Source organism: Bradyrhizobium sp. UFLA05-89 (assembly GCF_059803475.1).
Genome location: NZ_JBANBA010000023.1, coordinates 40133 through 58692 on the forward strand (window position 1 = coordinate 40133; position 18560 = coordinate 58692).

Sequence of the window (18560 nt, forward strand, 5' to 3'; positions counted from 1 at the left end):
ATGAGACGGACTTTCAAGGCTGCAATGGGAGCTGAGGTTGCCGCGTTGGCGTTGCTTGCGGGGCTTGCTTCAGCTCAGGCGGGTTCGTTGAAGATCGAGAGCTGGCGCAATGACGACGCCGATATCTGGAACTCAAAGATCATCCCCGCCTTCAACAAGCACTATCCCGACATCAAGATCGAATTCGCGCCTTCAGCCCCCAAGGAATACAACGCCGCCCTGAACGCGCGGCTCGATGGTGGCACCGCCGGCGATCTCATCACGTGTCGTCCGTTCGACGCCTCGCTCGCGCTCTATCAGAAGCATCAGCTCGATGCGGTCGACGGCCTCAAGGGCATGGACAATTTCTCCGATGTCGCGAAGGCCGCATGGCAAACCGACGACGGCAAAGCCACCTTCTGTGTTCCGATGGCCTCCGTCATTGCGGGGTTCATCTACAACAAGGAGGCATTCGCCAAGCTCGGCGTGTCCGAGCCCAAGACGCTCGATGAATTCCACGCCGTACTCGAGAAATTCAAGAAGGACGGCACCTATGTCCCGCTGGTGATGGGCACGGCCGACCAGTGGGAGGCCGCCACCATGGGATTCCAGAACGTCGGGCCCGATTACTGGAAGGGAGAGGTCGGCCGCGCCAATCTGATTGCGGGCAAGGAAAAACTCACTGATCCGCAATACGTCGCCGCGTTCAAGGAGATCGCAAGCTGGGCGCCGTATCTCGGGTCAGGCTTCCAGGCGCAGACCTACGCCGATAGTCAGAACCTGTTCTCGCTCGGCAAGGGCGCGATCTATGCGGCCGGCTCGTGGGACATCTCGACATTCCGTGGCCAGGCAAAATTCGCCATGGGTGCATTCCCGCCGCCGCAGCCGGCCGGCACGACCGATTGCTATATCTCCGATCACACCGACATCGCGATGGGCGTCAACGCCGCGTCGAAGAACAAGGAGGACGCGAAGAAGTTCCTGGAATGGCTGACGACGCCGGAATTCGCAACGATCTACGCCAACGCGCTTCCTGGCTTCTTCCCCCTCGCCAAGACTCCGGTGAAGGTCGAAGACGACGTCGCGGCGACGATGGTTGGATGGCGCCAGACCTGCAAGTCGACGATCCGCAACTCGTATCAAATCCTGTCGCGCGGTACGCCGAATCTCGAAAACGAGATGTGGAACGTGTCCGCCCAGGTCGTCAACGGCAAGCTCACGCCTGATGCCGCCGGCAAGCAACTGCAGGACGGCCTCGACAAGTGGTACAAGCCGGCCAAGTGACGTCAGTCCCTCTCTCCGCTCTTGCAGGGAGAGGGACTTTCCTTGTTTTGTTCGATAGTTGCTGCACACTCCGCTGATCCCCGGCACGCGCCGCAGGCGCGGAGAGGGGCGATAACGCACGGCAGGTTTTATCTCTTTCCATCATGCCCGAACCGGTCTCGAACATCACCGCCCAGATGCCTCGCGCAAAACTCGCGGGCCTGCTGCTGTTCTTTCTCGGGCCGGCGGTCGCGATCTACACCCTGTTCTCGATATATCCCCTCGTCGCGACGATGGCGCTGTCCACCTACACAAGCGAGCCGTCCGGAACGCGGTATTTCGTCGGGCTTGCCAACTTCGAAACGCTGCTCGGTGATGCGTTGTGGTCGAAGCCGTTCTGGAATGCCTTCAGCAACAATCTCATATTCTTCGCCGTACATATGTGCGTGCAGAATCCGATCGGTATCGCGCTCGCAGGATTGCTGAGCCTGCCGGGCCTGAGGCTCAAGGGCTTTTATCGCACCGTCATGTTTCTGCCGACGATGCTTTCGGTTGTCATCGTCGGGTTCTCCTGGAACCTGATCCTATCCCCGCTCTGGGGCGTAGCTTCCGGCGCTTTGAAGGCCGTGGGGTTGGGCTCGCTGTTCGCTCCCTGGCTGGGCCTCGAATCGAGCGCGCTCGTTACCCTGTCCCTCATTTCCGTTTGGCAATTCGTCGGCATCCCGATGATGCTAATCTATGCCGCGCTGCTCAACATCCCCGAAGAGTTGATCGACGCGGCACGCGTCGACGGGCTCGGACATTTCCGCATCTTCTTCCACATCAAGCTTCCGCTCGTCCTGCCGACGATCAGCCTGGTCTCGGTCTTGACGTTCGTCGCCAACTTCAACGCTTTCGATTTGATCTATTCGGTCAAGGGCGCGCTTGCGGGGCCGAATTTCGCGACCGACATTCTCGGCACGTTTTTCTACCGCACCTTCTTCGGCAATCAGCTCCAGCTCGGCAATCCGACGATGGGCTCCGCGGTCGCGACCGTGATGTTCTTCATTATCCTCGTCGGCCTCTGCCTCTATCTCTTCCTCGTGCAGCGGCGCATCCGCCGTTACGCTTTCTGAGGGGGCCGGCATGACTGCTGAGCAACGCGCAAGGAGCCTCAGTGTCCATCTCGTCTTGATCGCCTACAGCCTGCTTGCCGTCGGTCCGATTCTGCTCGTCGTGATGAATTCGTTCAAGGTGCGTAGCGCCATCTTCGGTAGTCCGCTTGCGCCACCGGATTCTACAACCTTCAGCCTCATCGGCTATGAGAAGGTCTTTCGCTCCTCCCATATTCTGACCTACTATTCAAATTCGTTGATCGTGACCCTCGTCAGCATGGCTCTCGTGCTGCTGTTCGGCGCGATGGCGGCCTGGGCACTGACCGAATACCGCTTTCGCGGTTCGACGGCGCTCGCGCTGTTTCTGTCGATCGGAATCATGGTGCCGATCCGGCTTGGCTCCGTCGCGATCCTCAACATGATGCGGTCGGCTGGCCTCAACGACACGCTGACGGCCCTGGTTCTCGTCTACGTCGCGCAGGGCCTGCCGATGTCGATCTTCATATTGAGCGAGTTCATCCAGCAGATCCCCAAGGATTTGCGCGACGCCGCGCGCTGCGACGGCGTGCCGGAAACCCGCATCTTCTTCGAGGTGGTCGCGCCGCTACTGCGGCCGGCGATTGCGACGGTCGCCGTTTTCACCATCGTGCCGATCTGGAACGACCTCTGGTTTCCGCTGATCCTGACGTCGAGTGACTCGACGCATACCGTCACGCTCGGCGTGCAACAGTTTCTGGGCCAGTACATCACCGACTGGAATTCCGTGCTCGCGGCGCTGTCGATGGCGATCCTGCCGGTCGTCGTGATCTACATCATCCTCTCGCGCCAACTCATCGCAGGCCTCACCTCCGGCGCAGTCAAATAGGTTGTTAGAATGGCCAATCTGCGCATCGAGCACCTCAACAAACGTTATGGCGCGACGACCGTGCTCAACGACGTCAACCTGGACATCGAGGACGGTGAATTCGTCGTTCTCGTTGGACCGTCGGGGTGTGGCAAGTCGACGCTTCTGCGGATGATTGCCGGGCTCGACAGTGCGTCGGGCGGCGACATCCATATCGCCGGCAAGCTCGTGAACGCGCTCGCACCCGCCGAGCGCGGCATTGCGATGGTGTTCCAGTCCTACGCGCTCTACCCACACATGAACGTCCGCAAGAACATGACGTTCGGGTTGAAGTTCACCGGGGTGGAGCAGACTGAGCGCGAACGGCGCGTGGCGGAGGCGGCCCGCATGCTGCGGCTCGACGAATTACTCGAGCGTTATCCGCGCGATCTCTCCGGCGGACAGCGTCAGCGCGTGGCGATCGGCCGTGCGATCGTGCGCGAGCCCGCCGTTTTCCTGTTTGACGAGCCGCTCTCCAATCTCGACGCTGCCTTGCGCGTCTCGACACGCGTCGAGATTGCGAATCTGCATCGAATGCTGAAGTCGACGATCGTCTATGTCACGCACGACCAGGTCGAGGCGATGACGCTCGCCGACCGTATCGTCGTGATGAACAAGGGCTGCATTGAGCAGGTCGGCAGACCGCTCGATCTCTACTACGCGCCGGCCAATTTGTTCGTTGCCGGCTTCATCGGTTCGCCTGCGATGAATTTTTTCGAGGCAAGGGTTGCCAACTTCGAGGGTGGACGCGCACGCGTCGCGGGACCCGGCTTTCGCAGCTTCGATCTGCCGGCGACCTCATTGAAGGTCGGCGACACGCTGACGGTCGGTGTCCGTCCGGAGCATCTTGGTCGAGGGGAAGACGGTCCTTTCGCCGTCGAAGGCGTCGTCGAACTGGTCGAACGGCTCGGCGAAGCCTCCTTTGCTTATGTGCGCCGCGCCGACGATAGGCTGTTCGTTGCCGAGGTGCGCGGCAGGCAGACCCCGATGCCCGGCGAACGAGCTACGCTCACTGCCCCAGCTCGGGACGTGCACGTCTTCGATGCCGCAGGCCTGCGGGTCTCGACGCAGAACGATGTCTAGCTCATGTCGAGCCTCGTACGCTATCTCACGCATCCCCAGGTGAACATTGATCCGGCGATCCCCGTCCCATCCTGGGGCCTGAGTGAGATCGGCCGGGCTCGCACGGAGGGAGTGGTGGGTACGAGGCAGCTCTCACGCACCACGCAGATCATCTCCAGTGGTGAGCGCAAGGCGATCGAGACAGCCGAAATCATCGCCGCAAAGCTGAATCTCGAGGTAGAGGTGCGGGAGGCGATGCATGAGAATGACCGATCCGCAACGGGCTTCTTGATGCCTGACGAATTTCAGGCGGTGGCCGATCAGTTCTTTGCCCAGCCCCAGATCAGCGTTCGAGGCTGGGAGCGGGCGGTTGACGCCCAGTTGCGTATCGTCAACGAGGTCGAACACGTCTTGGCCCGGAATAAGCCGGGCGATGTGCTGTTTGTCGGGCATGGTGGCGTCGGCACTCTGCTGTATTGCCACTATTCGGGCGTTGCGATTGATCGAAAGCATGATCAGCCCGGCAGTGGGGGGTATTATTTTGCGTTCAGCAGAGATGACCGCCACGTGCAACATTCATGGCGTCGCCTCGAAGACCTCTGATCTTGCGGTGGGGGCGAATCTCGATCGCTAGTGCCGTGTGACGAGCATCTGGCAAGCAGCTTCGCATCGCGCGAAGGCGCAGTTCGCAGCACAAGCAGGGTGAGTCTATGGGCGGCCCTGCTTTTGGGCGTCCCGAAGCGATCCTGTCCTATGGTTGCCTCACTCCCACAACGTGGCTTGTGTGCCATGATGGCGCAGGGAGAACTCCGAGCGAAGATGATGCGATCGTCGCTCATGCTTTTTCAAGGATGTGAAATTCGCCTTCGCGCGGATCGTTTCGTTTGACAGTGTGCACCTCCACCAAGAAATGTCCGGGAGAGGACGGCAAGATCAAACAAGGGCCGCCCGCAGCTGGGGTTACGGAGGAGGCGGCTCAGTGCTTGGATTGATGCAGGATCGACCGTTATTGATCTCGAGCCTGATCGAGCATGCGGCACGTTTTCATCCCAAAACGGAGATCGTGAGCAAGACCTGCGAGGGAACGTTCCATCGTAGCGATTATGCCGGGTTGCGGTCGCGCGCTGCAAAGCTCGCAAAGGCGCTGATCAAACTCGGCGTCGGGCCAGGCGATCGTGTCGCGACGCTCGCCTGGAACGCCCATCGTCATATGGAGCTCTATTTCGCTGTATCCGGCATCGGCGCGGTGCTTCACACCGTCAACCCGCGCCTGTTTCCCGAGCAGATCGACTACGTCATCAATCACGCCGAAAACCGGGTGCTGCTGTTCGACATCACTTTCGCCGATCTCGTTCAGAAGCTGCGGTTCAATCTGGTCACCGTCGCGCATCTGGTGGCGATGACGGACGAGGCGCACCTCCCGATCCAGCTTCCCGATTGCCTCTGCTATGAGTCGCTCGTCGAAGGGGAAGACGACATCCTGACCTGGCCAGTGTTTGACGAGCGAACAGCGTCGTCGCTCTGCTACACATCCGGCACGACCGGCAACCCGAAGGGGGTGCTCTACAGTCATCGCTCGACCATCCTACATTCGTTTGTCGCCTGCGCGAGCGATGGTCTCAAACTGTCCAGCGGTGACAGCGTTCTTCTCGTCGTGCCCTTGTTCCACGTGAACGCTTGGGGAATTCCCTATGCTGCTGCGATGTGCGGGGCCAAGGTCGTGCTGCCCGGTCCTGCCCTGGACGGCGGGAGTGTCTACGAACTGGCGGCGCAAGAAGGCTGTAACTTCTCGCTCGGCGTGCCGACCGTTTGGCTCGGCTTCTTCAAGTACGTCGAGGAAAACCCAGGGCTCGATCTTTCCGCGATCAAACTAGAGCGTGTAGTCGTCGGGGGATCCGCCGCGCCGCGCAGCATCATCGAGAAATTCCGCAGTATCTTCGGTGCTTTCGTTATCCATGCCTGGGGCATGAGCGAAACAAGCCCGCTGGGCTCGATCGGCAATCTTCTGCCGGTTCATCGCGATTTGCCGGTCGCCGACCAAGTATCTGTCCAGTGCAAGCAGGGGCGCGCGATCTACGGCGTCGAACTCCGGATCGTAGGCGAAGACGGAGCGCCGCTGCCGCATGACGGCGTAAGTGCCGGAAACCTGATGGTGCGCGGGCCTTGGGTTGCGTCGGGCTATTTCAAGGGCGAGGGCGGGGGAGTGCTGGATGCTGAGGGATGGTTTGCGACGGGAGACGTCGCGACCATCGATCCCAACGGTTACATCCAGATCACGGATCGCTCGAAAGATGTGATCAAATCCGGCGGCGAGTGGATCTCTTCGATCGACCTCGAGAATGTCGCGGTCGCCCATCCGGCCGTGCAGGAGGCGGCGGTCATCGGATTGCCGCATCCGAAATGGCAGGAGCGGCCGCTCCTGGTCGTGGTCCGAAAACCGGACACCGATCCCGCTCGCGAGGACATCCTGGACTACATGTCCGGCCGCGTCGCGAAATGGTGGCTTCCCGACGATGTCGTCTTCGTGAACGAGTTGCCGCACACCGCGACCGGAAAGCTGCAGAAGACCAAGTTGCGCGAACTGTTCAAAGACCACGCATTGCCGACCTAACGTCGGCGCTGGCGTCACCGAAAAGCAGAGACCATGCCCGAACTGATGCTCGACGATCCCGACGGTACGCTGGTGATGCTTCGCGACAGCGTCACCGGTTTTGCCGCGCGTTTTCCAGGTGCAAAGGCCATGCGCGAAAAACGCGGGCGTGGCGGGACCATGGATCCGCTGATCTGGTCCGCAATGGCGGAAGCCGGATGGATCGGGCTGTTGCTGCCCGAAGAATGCGGCGGCGCGGGTCTCGGGTTGCGCGAGCAGGCTGTCCTCAGCGAGGCGCTGGGCCGCGCCTTGATCGCCGAACCGACCGGAACGGCCTCGGTCTTTGCCGCGACGCTGCTCGGCGGTGCTTCGCCAGGCGCAGAGCGCAGCCGCCTGGCTGCCGGATTGGCCGGCGGCGAGATTGTCGCGGTGCCGGCATGGACGCCCGGTGCGAAGTCGATTGTCGCACGCTACACCGATGGCAGCATCGTGCTGTCCGGCGAAGCACGCTTCATCGATGCTGCGCGTTCCGCAACGGATTTCCTTGTGGTCGCCCAGGATGCCGACGGCGTCATGCTTCTGAGCGTCGCCGCCGATGCGGACGGGGTGACGATATCGGAACGGGCCGCGGTTGATGGCGGTGCGCTTGCGACCATCTCGCTATCCGATTGCGCCGTGCCGGCGGGTCGTATCCTGTCGCGCGCGAACCGATCCGAGGATCTTCTCCGTCAGGCGATTCTGCATACGCGGCTGGCGCTCGCGGCCGAGTTGACCGGCGTCGCGTCGAAAGCGCTCGAGCTCACGATTGCCTATACCAGCGATCGCGTGCAGTTCGGCAAGCCGATCGGCAGTTTCCAGGCCATCCAGCACCGCTTGGTCGACATGTGGATCGAGGCGGAATTCGCAGCCGCTGCCGTGGTCAACGCGGTCGATGCAGTGCAGGCGGACGATGACGACGCGGCGCAGCTGGCAGTGTTGGCGGCCAAGGCGCGAGCGGGCGAAGCCGCATTCTCGATCTGCCGCCGCGCGGTGCATCTCCATGGCGCCATGGGTTACACCGACGAGTGCGATATCGGCCTCTATCTGAAGCGCACCATCAATCTCAATGCCATGCTGGGACAGCCTGAACAGCTGCGCCTGGAGTTTGTCGAACGCGAAAGCGGCTACCGCCGCGAGAGGACCTAATGGATAACAATCTGATCAAGACGGAAATCAAGGATCACATTGCGGTCGTGACGATGGATGCGCCGCCAGTGAACGCGCAATCCAAGGAGTTTGTCGAGGAGTTCATCACGGTTTTCGACGAATTGAACGAGACGCCGACGGTACGGGTGATCGTTTTGACCGGTGCCGGAAAGACTTTTTCGGCAGGAGCCGACATCAAGTCGCGCGGTAAGGTCGGAGCGGTGCCAGGCGACACGTATCGCCATCTGCGGCGGGCGCGCGAGGTTGGATTCTGCATCATCGAGTCCAACAAGCCGGTGATCGCCGCCGTGAACGGCCCGGCGCTGGGCGCTGGCCTCGGCCTCGCGCTCTGTTCGGACATCATCATGGCGTCCGAGAACGCGGTGTTCGGCTTGCCGGAGATCGACGTCGGCTTGATGGGCGGGGTGCGGCATACGATGCGCATCATTCCGCATACGCTGGCGCGCCGTATGGTGCTGACCGGCTACCGGGTGCCGGCGGCCGAGCTCTATCGCCGCGGCATCATCGAGGACTGCCTGCCTCGGGAAGAGCTGATGCCGGCCGCCCTCAAGATGGCTGCCGAGATCGCAAAAAAGAGCCCGATGGCACTCAAGCTCGCCAAGCGAGCGATCAATACGGTCGAGACCATGGGCTTGAAGGACGGCTATCGCTTCGAGCAAAACCTCACGGTGGAGATGACGCAGCACGAGGATTCCAAGGAGGCGATGCGGGCGTTCATGGAGAAGCGCACCCCGATCTTCAAGGATGTGCTTTGATGGCGGCCGACTGGAACGACATTCCCGACGAGGAGTTCAGGTCGATCTTTCGCGCGTGGGTGGACCAGAACTGCCCGGTCCATCTGCGCTACATGCGCAAGCAGCGTCCGCTCTTCAACGAGGTCGCCGAGTGGTATCATGCGCTGGCCGCCAAGGGCTGGCTGGCGCCCACCTGGCCGCAGCAGTATGGCGGCATGGGCCTTTCGGCGGCCAAGCACATGATCTATGTCGAGGAATGGGGACGGCTCGGCTGTCCACGAATTCCGGATCATGGCATCGGGCTAGTCGGTCCGCTCCTCATCGAGTACGGCACCGAAGAGCAGAAGTCTCACTACCTGCCGCGTATCCTATCCGGCGAGCACGTCTGGTGTCAGGGCTACTCCGAACCCAACGCGGGATCTGATCTGGCAAGCCTGAAGACATCAGCGGTGCTGGATGGCGATGAGTTCGTGGTCAACGGACAGAAGATATGGACGACGCTGGCCCATTGCGCCAACTGGATCTTCGTTCTCGTTCGGACCGAACGTGATGCCAAGGTGCGCCAGAAGGGTATCACGGTCCTGTTGCTTGACCTGACCTCGGCTGGTGTTCGCGTCCGACCGATTGCAAATCTGCGTGGCGAGGCCGACTTTTGCGAGGTTTTCTTCGACAATGTGCGTGTGCCACTGAACAACCTGGTCGGCAGGGTCAACGAAGGCTGGACCGTCGCGAAGTCGGTACTTGGCCACGAACGCATCTTTCTGGGGGCGCCGACGCGCCCTGAATATGCGCTGGAGCGTCTGCGACGGCTTGCGGAAGCCCGTGATGCGTTCGAAGATCCCGCGTTCATGTCGCGCTTCGCACGCCTGCGGCTCGACCTCTACGATCTAGGATCCGCCTTCGAGCGCTATGCGAAGGTTCTGCGGGCCGGCGGAGAACTCGGCGCCGATGTCTCTGCTCTCAAGATCTTCACGACCGAGCTCTACCAGCGGATCACCGAGGAAATGCTCATGGTCGCAGGCGAAGAGGCGCGGCTTGCCGACGATCTCATCGCGGGGGATGTCGAGATCGATGCGATGAACCTCTTTCTCGACTCGCGTTCGCCGGCAATTTTCGGCGGCTCCAACGAGATTCAACGCAACATCCTCGCCAAGGCCGTGCTCCGGCTTCCCGGTTGAATGTTGCGTCAGAACTCGACGTCGATCAGCTTGTCGAACTGGTCGTCCGTCTTGACCGACCTCGCCGCCCGCTGCAGGACGGCGAGGTAACGATTGAAATTCTGGCGGATCCGCTCGGCGGCACCGCCGAGGCCGATGACCATGGGCTGATTCTGGATCGTCACGGGCAGCAGGACGCAGATCGTCGCGCCGCCCTGAATGGGAATGTCTTCGGCAGAGCAATATCCCTTGCCGCGGAGCTGTCGAATGCGAGTCATCATCTCGGGCAGCTTCACGCGATCCGATGCGTTGGGCGTTGCAATGTTCGCACGGCGAATGATGTTGTCGACCTTCTCGTCCGACATCGTGGACATCAAGAGCCAGCCCAATGCCGATTGAGTCAGCGGGCGCAGCGTCCCCTCGTCGACGTGGAAGCGAAGCGGGTGGATCGATTGCACGATCTTGACGTATTGAAGGTAGACATCGTTCGTCGTGCCGATCGAAACGGTTTCGCCGGTGGCCGCGTGCACGTCATGCATGGCTTCGATCGTCCGGCTGTTGCCGAACAGAGCCCGTGGAATCCAATCGCCTAGCGATGTCACCTTGGGTGTCGGGAAGTAGACGCGCATGCGCCGGTCGTAGTTCAGATAGCCCATGCCGACGAGTGTCTTGAGCAGAACGGTCGTGCTCGACGGCGGATAACCCAGCGCGAGACCGATCTCGGACATCGCGCGCGGTTGTCGAACGTTCATGAAGAACTGGAGGATCTCCAGCGCGCGTAATGCTGACTTCACGGTGGATGGTCCACCCGGTATCGCTGCGGATTTCGTGACCGCCGCCTGCATGCTTCGCATCCCCATCGCCGCTAAAATTCACGGATGTGAAAGTCGGCTTCACAAATGAATTATATTTTGTTTGACCCAACTGCGCATGACAAGGTGCCTCCAGTCAAGGCCAAGAACACGAAAGAGTGGCCGAGCTGGAGAGGGCGTCGTGGGAAGCGGCAGGTTGCAGGGGCGCGTGGCGCTCGTCACGGGCGGAGGGCGAGGCATCGGCCGGGCCATCGCGGAAGCCTTTGCCCGCGAGGGCGCAGCGGTCGGGGTGCTCGATCTGAAGGTCGACGTGGCGGAGGCCGCAGCGCACGCCATTGTCGCGGATGGCGGCCGGGCTACTGCGATCGTCGGCAATGCCGGCGAGCGAGCCGCCGTTTTTGCCGCGGTGGACCGTCTTGTCGAGGCATTTGGTCCGCCGACCATCCTGGTCAACAACGCGATGTGGAATCGTTACGGCCCGCTGGAGCAGCAGACCGAGGAGATGGTCGGCCGGATGATCGATGTCGGCCTGAAGGGTGTGATCTGGGGCTATCAGGCGGTGCTGGCGCCAATGACCGCAGCCGGCGGCGGAGCCATCGTGAACATCGGATCGCCGTCTGCCGTGCTCGCGATGGCGAATGGTGTGATGTACAGCGCGGTGAAGGCCGCGGTGGCGGGCGCAACACGCTCCGCCGCAGCCGAATTCGGTCCACGCGGAATCCGAGTCAACGCGATCGCGCCGGGGCCGACACCGACCGATGGCGCCAATCTCGTCGTTAGCGAGGAGGCGTGGGAGCGACGCCGGGCGCGTGTGCCGATCGGGCGGCTCGGCGAACCGCGCGACGTGGCGAATGCAGCAGTCTTTCTTGCAAGCGACGAGGCGAGCTTCATCACCGGCGACATGTTGTTCGTCGATGGAGGAATTACCTACGCGTTCTCTTGAGCGCACATCAATCGATCTTGGTCGCCCGCAACAACAAGAAGGTCCGGGCAGATCCGCGGGCTATAGGGAGGAAGAAATGAGACTGTCGGCTGCCTACCTCGCCGTCATGGCGATCCTATCGGGTGCAATAGCGTTTGCCACGTCACCGGTCTTGGCGCAGGGGATTTCCGGAGACGTCATCAAGATTGGCGTCATGAACGACCAGACCGGTCCTTACTCCGACAATTGCGGGCCGGGTTCGGTTGTCGCCGCGCGACTTGCGATCAGCGACTTTGGCGGTGCCGTCAACGGCAAGAAGGTCGAGCTCGTCGTGGCCGACGACCAGAACAAGCCGGACATCGGCGTTTCTATTGCGTTGCGTTGGCTAGACAATGAAGGCGTGGATGCGATCGTCGGATGCTCGGCCTCCTCGATTGCGCTCGGCGTGCAGGACGTCATGAAGAACCGGAAGAAGCCCTATCTCCTGGCGGGAACGGCGGCTTCGGTGTTTACCAACGAAAAATGTTCGCCGATGACGACGCAATGGACGATGGACACCTATGCGCTGCCGAAGGCGACGGTGAAATCATTGTTGGCGCGGGGGTTGGATACCTGGTTCTTTGTCACCGTCGACTACTCGTTCGGCAAGGCCTGGCAGGCCGACACCACGAACTTCATCAAGGCCGACGGCGGCAAGGTCGTAGGTTCCGTCCTGCATCCGCTCAATTCTTCTGACTTCTCCTCGTTCCTGCTGACGGCCCAATCGAGCGGAGCGAAGGTCATCGCGCTGGCGAATTCGGGTTCGGACTTCGCCAATGCCATGAAGCAGGCCCAGGAATTCGGGCTCACGCAGAAGCAGCAGCTTGCCCCACTGGGATTGATGATCAATCAAACACATAGCATCGGCCTGCAGCCGCTGCAGAACGTACGCCTGACGACGCCCTTTTACTGGGATAAAACAGATGAGACGCGCGCCTTCGCAAAGCGCTATCAGGCGGCGTTCAACGGCCGGGTCCCGAACGAGGCGCAGGCGAGCACGTACAGCGCTGTGACGCACTATCTCAAGGCAATTGCCGCGACGCAGACCGACGACGGCGAGGCGGTGATGCGACAGATGAAGAGCACGCCAATCAATGACTTTGAGATGAAGAATGTCAGCATCCGTGCCGACGGTCAGGTGATGCGGCCGCTTTATGCCGCTCGTATCAAGACGTCGACCGAGTCGAAGTATCCTTACGACTACTACGAGATCACCGACACAATTCCTGCCGATGACGCCTGGCGGCCGACAGCCGAGAGCGCCTGCGATCTCCTGAAGACGCAATAAGCGCGGCGGCGGGCCGGCGTGACCCGTCACCCGCTTGCATACCCCAACTTCGCGAGATGACACGAGACGAAACTTAGCCGGAATTCCCTTGATGGCGCTCCAAGTGAGCAAGATATCAGCGACGGCCGCACAGCTTGGCGAAAGCCCGGTCTGGGATGTCACGCGGCAGCGGCTCTACTGGGTCGATGGTGTCTCGCGCCGGGTCCACGCCTTTGAACCCGAGCGCGGGATCGGGCGGCACTGGGATGTGCCGTCCATGATCGGCTCGGTCGGACTGGCCAAGGGCGATACTCTCGTCGCAGCGCTCGCGGATGGCATCTACCGGCTCGATCTCGGCTCAGGCGAACTGACACCGCTGTTCCGGCCAGATCCGTGCGATCCGCGCGTGCGCTTCAATGACGGCAAGGTCGATCGTTGGGGGCGGTTTCTCTGCGGCACGATGGGCGTGCATGCCGAGCCGCTGGGGCAGCTCTTTCGCATCGACGCCAGCGGAGCGCACACGGTGCTTGCCCGCGATATTCGCATTTCGAATGCGCTCTGCTTCAGCCCCGACGGCCGCACCATGTACTTCGCCGATAGCCTCGATCGGGCGATCCGCGCCTATAGCTCCGAGTCGGGCGACGCGTTCGATCCGGAACCGCGGATTGTCATCGACACCGCGCCATATCAGTCGGGGCCCGACGGGGCGACGGTCGATTGCGAAGGCTGCCTTTGGGTCGCGCTCGTGCAGGTGGGCAAGATCGCGCGCTTCACCCCGCAGGGCGCGCTCGATCGCCTGATCGACGCGCCGACCGACTTGCCCTCATCGGTTGCCTTCGGCGGTCCTGATCTGTCAACGCTCTACGTGACCTCGATCAAGGATTCAGGATCGGGACGCGCCGTCTCGCACCACCCGGACGGTGGCTTTCTGTTCGCGATCGACGGCCTCGGCGTGACCGGCCTACCTGAAGCGCAATTCGGGCTCCAGCCAATCCCTTCCAGTTGAGAACATGCCTTGATACGCTATCATCCAGCCTCGCTCGATCCTCTCTTCAAGCCACGATCCATCGCCCTGATCGGAGCATCTGATGATGTTGCGCGCATTGGCGGCCGTCCCTTGCGCTATCTGCGCGAAGGCGGTTTCAAGGGCGCTGTCTATCCGGTCAATCCGAAGCGGGACACCGTCCAGGGGATCAGGTCCTACGACTCGGTCGCAGCGCTTCCGGAAGTGCCGGACGTCGCCATCCTCGCAGTGCCGGCGCAGGGCACGGTTCAGGCGCTGAGAGACTGCGCGGATCGCAAGGTCAAGGCGGCCGTGGTGTTCTCGGCCGGCTTTGCTGAGGCGAGCGAGCAGGGACGTCTCGCACAGGACCAGATCGCCGGCATCGCCCGCGAGAGCGGCATGCGCGTGCTCGGCCCGAATTGTCTCGGACTGTTCAACGCTGGCATGGGCTACTACGGAACATTCTCGGCGATCCTTGATGCTGCATTCGTCGAACCAGGTCCGGTCGCCGTCGTCTCGCAAAGCGGAGCTTATGGCTCCCACATTGCCCACTTGGCGCGCCAGCGCGGCCTCGGCATCGGGCAATGGATCACGACCGGAAACGAATGCGATATCGACGTCGCGGAAGCGTTGCGTTGGGTGATCGAACAACCCGAAGTCAGGGTCGTGATGGCCTATGCGGAGGGCATTCGCGATCGCGATACTTTCATCGAGGCGCTGGAGGTTGCGCGGGCGAAAGAAAAAGCCCTTGTCTTTCTGAAGGTCGGCCGCTCCGATGTTGGCGCCCAAGCGGTTAGCTCGCACACCGCGGCGCTGGCGGGATCGGATGCCGTGTTCGATGCGGTGTTGCGGCAATATGGTGCCTATCGCGCGCGGACCACTGCGGAGCACCTGGACGTGACCTATGCCTGCGCACGGGGGCTTTATCCCGCCGGCAACAGGTTCGGCATCTTCACGCTGTCCGGCGGCTTCGGCATTCAGATGGCCGACGACGCATCGGCGTGCGGGCTCGACGTCGCGCCCATGCCCGAGGCGGCGCAGGATGAGCTGAAGGCGATGCTGCCCTACGCATCGCCGCGCAATCCGGTGGACGCGACGGCGCAAGCGCTCACTGATCTCCCGCTGATGACGAGCTATATTGCCGCAATGCTCGAGAAGGGCGGCTATCACCTCTTCGCCGGCATTTTCGGCAGCGGACCGGCGAGCCCCACTTTTTCGGCCTCGCTGCGCCAAGTGTTGCGGACTGCGACGGCCGGGCATCAAGGCCGCGTCTTGGCGCTGTCGATGTCGGCGCCGCCGGAGATCGTCCGCGCCTATGAGGACGACGGCTTTCTGATCTTCGAGGATGGCTCTGCCCTGGTGAACGCGTTGGCGGCGCTGGTCTGGTTTCGCCGCAGCTTCGACGCGGCGAAGCATGCGCGCACGGCCTCGACCGTTGCGTCGCGAATCGCGCCGTCGGATGGCCCGCTCAGCGAGCACGAAGCGAAATCGCTGTTGCAGACGGCCGGTATTGCGTTTCCGAAGGAAGCGCTGGTGCGACCGGATGAGGATGCCGGCACGGCCGCCGCGGCAATCGGCTTTCCGGTGGTGGTGAAGATCTCATCGCCGGACATCGCACACAAGACCGAGATCGGTGGAGTGATCGTCGGTCCCCGCGACGAGGCGCAGGCCCGCGAAGCCGCCCGCACCATCCTGTCCCGTGCGCGTGACAAGCGGCCCGACGCGCGGATCGATGGTGTCGCCGTCTCACCAATGATCAGGGGAGGCGTAGAGACCATTGTCGGGGTGGTGCGGGATCCGTCCTTCGGTCCTGTAGTGATGTTCGGGCTCGGCGGCATTCTCGTCGAGGTACTCAAGGACGTGACCTTTCGCGTTGCGCCGTTCGATGTCGCAGAGGCGCAGCGGATGATCCGCGAGATTCGAGGCTTTGCCGTGTTGGAAGGCGTGCGTGGTGCGCCGCCGGCCGACGTCGATGCGCTGGCGGCGATGCTGTCGGGCCTTTCGCAATTTGCTGCCGACAATGCCAGCGTGATCGAAAGCATCGACCTCAACCCGGTTCTAGTGATGCCACGCGGCGAGGGCGTCATGCCTCTCGACGCGTTGCTGGTACCGTGCAGCGCCGCGTCTCGCGATTGACGGCTAGTGGTTAAGCAGAGGGAAATATGGCCGACGAAGCAAAGCTGACCGAGTTCTTGGACCGGGAGGCGATCCGCGATTGCATCTACCGCTACTGCCGGGGGATCGACCGAGCCGACGAAGCCACGCTGCGAAGCTCCTATTGGCCCGATGCGACCGATCGACACGGCGTCTATTCCGGACCGGTCGAGGGCTTCTTTCTCTGGGCCCGCGAGGTGTTCAAGAGCGGCGCGCGCAACGTCCATCAGGTCGGTAACATCTTGATTGAACGCGTCGGGCCGGCGCGTGCCGCGGTCGAGACCTATTTTCTTGCCCTGCAGCGTGGTCCAGGCAAGGACGGGATCGTGCGGCAATTTCTCATAGCCGGACGCTATTGCGATCTCTTCGAGAAGCGTGGTGGTGAGTGGCGCGTCGCGCGGCGCATCGTGGCGTTCGACTGGGTTGAGGAGCAGGCGGTGCCAACCGAGAGCGAGGAGGTGCGTTTTGGCCCGCGCATGCCGATCGGAGCGCCGCACCCGAACGATCCTATCCATGAAATTCTGGCCGAGGCCCGCCGCACGTAAGATGTATGCCATCGCGGCGAGGGAAAAACGATAATGCAAAAGCCAAGGCGCGTCGTCGTGATCACCGGAGCGGCCGGCGGCGTCGGCTGTGCGCTACTCGAAGCGTTCCATCGGGACGGCGATATCATCGTGGCCGTCGACCTGCCAGGCACCGACGTCGTCAACGTCACGGCTTCACTCGGCGGCGAGCACGTGGCGTTCCACTGCGATGTGGCTTCCGAAGACGAAGTCGTGGGCCTCGTCGCCGCGATCGAGCAGCGATTTGGGCGGATCGACGTCCTCGTCAACAACGCCGCACTCGGACCAACCATGGCAGCGACTGTCGACACGGACGTCGCCTCTTTTCGCAAGGCGTTGAGCGTCAACCTGTGCGGCCCCTTCGTGCTCGCGCGCGAGGTGGCGAGACGCATGATGGGGCTCGGCGGTGTCATCGTGAACATCGCGTCGCTGGCGGGCGTGCTCGGCAATCCGAAGCGCAACGCCTATGCGGCGTCCAAGGCTGGATTGATCTCGGCGACGCGGTCGCTTGCCTGCGAATGGGCGAAGCATGGCATTGGCGTCGTGGCGATTGCGCCGGGCTATGTCCGCACTCCGATGGTCGCGGAGCTCGAGCGCTCAGGCAAGGCGAATCTCGATCTGGTTCGGCGGCGCATTCCGCTCGGGCGCATGGGACGGCCGGACGAGATCGCGGCCGTGGCGCGCTTCCTCGCCTCGCCGGAGGCAGGCTACGTGACAGGGGCGGTTCTCGCCGTCGATGGCGGCTGGCAATCCTTCAATCAGCCGGGCGATGCGCATCCACCCGTCATCGGGACGCCGGACGCCGAACTGGCGACGGCCGAGCGGTCGTCGCGGGAGCGCATCGTGGTGGTGACCGGCGGCGCCAACGGGATCGGCGAAGCGATCGCTCGGCGATTTGCCTCCGGCGGCGACACCGTGGTCATCGCGGACAAGGATGGCGATCGCGCCGCCAACCTGGTGCGTGCGCTCGGCACGAAGCACATGGCATTCACACTCGATGTCTCGTCGGAGCAGGACGTGCTGGCGCTGTTTGCCGCGATCAGGCAGCGCTTTGCTCGCATCGACGTGCTGGTCAACGATGCGGCGGTGGCCGACAGTTTTGTGCCGGCGCTCGACCAGTCTGCGGCTGATCTCGATAAGGTGTTGGAGGTGAATGTCATCGGCGCATTTCTCTGCGCCCGCGAAGCGATCAAGCAGATGAGTGGCGGCGGCTTCATTCTCAATCTCGGCTCGATCAACACGTTCATGCCGTTCGCGCCGCGCCACGCCTACGGCGCCTCGAAGGCGGCCATCGACATTCTGACGCGATGTATGGCGGCTGAACTTGGTCCTGCCGGGCTGCGCACCGCCACCATTGCTCCGGGCTATATCAACACGCCGGGCGTGGCCGCATTGCGGGCGTCGGGTCGCATCGACAGCGCGCGGATCCGGCGGCGTGTTCCGCTCGGCCGCTTCGGCGAGCCGGCGGAGGTCGCGAACGCAGCTTATTTCCTGGCGTCAGCGGAGGCGTCCTACATCAACGGGTCGATCCTCTATCTCGACGGCGGCTGGACTGCGTTCGGCGACGTCGGCGATGCGAGCACCACGAGCGATTGATGACAAGCGAGTGGGCGGTGATTGCTGATACATCTCGGCAGGGCGTGACGTTCGACGCCCCGTACAGGTCTCGTGACGCGCTCATTCTCTTTCATAGATGTGAAACTGAAGCCACATGCCATCAAAGCGGTAGTGGTGCTGTAGAACTCATGAGATGGTTTTCAAGGCAAGGCCGCAGTCCAGCACAGGCGATTTCGCATGCGGCACATCGCCAATCGCCGCTCCAACCTAAACGA

Annotated in this window: 16 protein-coding genes; 15 read left to right on the forward strand and 1 reads right to left on the reverse strand. The window is 62.3% G+C overall.

Features of this window, described 5'->3' with window-relative positions; all coding sequences use genetic code 11:
• From SO139_RS14845 to SO139_RS14885, 9 genes are all read left to right on the forward strand, one after another.
• A complete protein-coding gene (locus SO139_RS14845; protein ID WP_449381302.1) occupies window positions 1-1263 on the forward strand; it encodes an ABC transporter substrate-binding protein in 1263 nt (420 codons plus the stop codon).
• A 176-nt stretch (window positions 1264-1439) separates the two neighbouring features.
• On the forward strand, window positions 1440-2357 hold the full coding sequence (locus SO139_RS14850; RefSeq protein ID WP_449381316.1) for a carbohydrate ABC transporter permease: 918 nt from the start codon (window positions 1440-1442) through the stop codon (window positions 2355-2357).
• 10 nt (window positions 2358-2367) lie between these two features.
• Window positions 2368-3201, forward strand: a complete 834-nt coding sequence (locus SO139_RS14855) for a carbohydrate ABC transporter permease (RefSeq protein ID WP_449381303.1) — start codon at window positions 2368-2370, stop codon at window positions 3199-3201.
• Between the two features lie 9 nt (window positions 3202-3210).
• Complete coding sequence (locus tag SO139_RS14860) at window positions 3211-4302, forward strand: ABC transporter ATP-binding protein (RefSeq protein WP_449381304.1); 1092 nt, start codon at window positions 3211-3213, stop codon at window positions 4300-4302.
• 3 nt (window positions 4303-4305) lie between these two features.
• A complete protein-coding gene (locus SO139_RS14865; protein ID WP_449381305.1) occupies window positions 4306-4884 on the forward strand; it encodes a histidine phosphatase family protein in 579 nt (192 codons plus the stop codon).
• A 376-nt stretch (window positions 4885-5260) separates the two neighbouring features.
• A complete protein-coding gene (locus SO139_RS14870; protein WP_498540188.1) occupies window positions 5261-6892 on the forward strand; it encodes a 3-(methylthio)propionyl-CoA ligase in 1632 nt (543 codons plus the stop codon).
• Between the two features lie 33 nt (window positions 6893-6925).
• Window positions 6926-8056 (forward strand): acyl-CoA dehydrogenase family protein, encoded by a 1131-nt coding sequence (locus tag SO139_RS14875; protein ID WP_449381307.1) that lies wholly within the window; start codon window positions 6926-6928, stop codon window positions 8054-8056.
• A complete protein-coding gene (locus SO139_RS14880; protein ID WP_449381308.1) occupies window positions 8056-8832 on the forward strand; it encodes an enoyl-CoA hydratase/isomerase family protein in 777 nt (258 codons plus the stop codon). The genes SO139_RS14875 and SO139_RS14880 overlap by 1 nt, the downstream gene beginning before the upstream one ends.
• Window positions 8832-9989 carry an acyl-CoA dehydrogenase family protein gene (locus SO139_RS14885; RefSeq protein ID WP_449381309.1) on the forward strand — a complete coding sequence of 386 codons (1158 nt, stop codon included), beginning with the start codon at window positions 8832-8834 and terminating at the stop codon, window positions 9987-9989. Before SO139_RS14880 ends, SO139_RS14885 begins: the two co-directional genes overlap by 1 nt.
• Before the next feature lie 8 nt (window positions 9990-9997).
• On the opposite strand, the gene SO139_RS14890 is transcribed toward SO139_RS14885, so the two are convergent.
• A complete protein-coding gene (locus tag SO139_RS14890; RefSeq protein ID WP_449381310.1) occupies window positions 9998-10813 on the reverse strand; it encodes an IclR family transcriptional regulator in 816 nt (271 codons plus the stop codon).
• A 148-nt stretch (window positions 10814-10961) separates the two neighbouring features.
• Here SO139_RS14890 and SO139_RS14895 point away from each other — a divergent pair, with 148 nt between their 5' ends.
• From SO139_RS14895 to SO139_RS14920, 6 genes are all read left to right on the forward strand, one after another.
• Complete coding sequence (locus SO139_RS14895; protein WP_449381311.1) at window positions 10962-11723, forward strand: SDR family NAD(P)-dependent oxidoreductase; 762 nt, start codon at window positions 10962-10964, stop codon at window positions 11721-11723.
• Between the two features lie 76 nt (window positions 11724-11799).
• Complete coding sequence (locus SO139_RS14900; RefSeq protein ID WP_474798952.1) at window positions 11800-13029, forward strand: ABC transporter substrate-binding protein; 1230 nt, start codon at window positions 11800-11802, stop codon at window positions 13027-13029.
• A gap of 91 nt (window positions 13030-13120) precedes the next feature.
• Complete coding sequence (locus tag SO139_RS14905; protein WP_449381312.1) at window positions 13121-14014, forward strand: SMP-30/gluconolactonase/LRE family protein; 894 nt, start codon at window positions 13121-13123, stop codon at window positions 14012-14014.
• Between the two features lie 9 nt (window positions 14015-14023).
• Window positions 14024-16147: an acetate--CoA ligase family protein gene (locus SO139_RS14910; protein ID WP_498540189.1), complete on the forward strand. Its 2124-nt coding sequence runs from the start codon at window positions 14024-14026 to the stop codon at window positions 16145-16147.
• Window positions 16148-16173: 26 nt separating this feature from the next.
• On the forward strand, window positions 16174-16710 hold the full coding sequence (locus SO139_RS14915) for a nuclear transport factor 2 family protein (RefSeq protein WP_474798949.1): 537 nt from the start codon (window positions 16174-16176) through the stop codon (window positions 16708-16710).
• A gap of 33 nt (window positions 16711-16743) precedes the next feature.
• Window positions 16744-18324: an SDR family oxidoreductase gene (locus SO139_RS14920; RefSeq protein ID WP_449384409.1), complete on the forward strand. Its 1581-nt coding sequence runs from the start codon at window positions 16744-16746 to the stop codon at window positions 18322-18324.
• Window positions 18325-18560: the final 236 nt, after the last annotated feature.

Coding starts and splice junctions, on each gene's coding strand:
- SO139_RS14845 (WP_449381302.1), top strand. CDS start 1: ATGAGACGGACTTTCAAGGCTGCAATGGGAGCTGAGGTTGCCGCGTTG.
- SO139_RS14850 (WP_449381316.1), top strand. CDS start 1,440: ATGCCTCGCGCAAAACTCGCGGGCCTGCTGCTGTTCTTTCTCGGGCCG.
- SO139_RS14855 (WP_449381303.1), top strand. CDS start 2,368: ATGACTGCTGAGCAACGCGCAAGGAGCCTCAGTGTCCATCTCGTCTTG.
- SO139_RS14860 (WP_449381304.1), top strand. CDS start 3,211: ATGGCCAATCTGCGCATCGAGCACCTCAACAAACGTTATGGCGCGACG.
- SO139_RS14865 (WP_449381305.1), top strand. CDS start 4,306: ATGTCGAGCCTCGTACGCTATCTCACGCATCCCCAGGTGAACATTGAT.
- SO139_RS14875 (WP_449381307.1), top strand. CDS start 6,926: ATGCCCGAACTGATGCTCGACGATCCCGACGGTACGCTGGTGATGCTT.
- SO139_RS14880 (WP_449381308.1), top strand. CDS start 8,056: ATGGATAACAATCTGATCAAGACGGAAATCAAGGATCACATTGCGGTC.
- SO139_RS14885 (WP_449381309.1), top strand. CDS start 8,832: ATGGCGGCCGACTGGAACGACATTCCCGACGAGGAGTTCAGGTCGATC.
- SO139_RS14890 (WP_449381310.1), bottom strand. CDS start 10,813: ATGCAGGCGGCGGTCACGAAATCCGCAGCGATACCGGGTGGACCATCC.
- SO139_RS14900 (WP_474798952.1), top strand. CDS start 11,800: ATGAGACTGTCGGCTGCCTACCTCGCCGTCATGGCGATCCTATCGGGT.
- SO139_RS14905 (WP_449381312.1), top strand. CDS start 13,121: ATGGCGCTCCAAGTGAGCAAGATATCAGCGACGGCCGCACAGCTTGGC.
- SO139_RS14915 (WP_474798949.1), top strand. CDS start 16,174: ATGGCCGACGAAGCAAAGCTGACCGAGTTCTTGGACCGGGAGGCGATC.
- SO139_RS14920 (WP_449384409.1), top strand. CDS start 16,744: ATGCAAAAGCCAAGGCGCGTCGTCGTGATCACCGGAGCGGCCGGCGGC.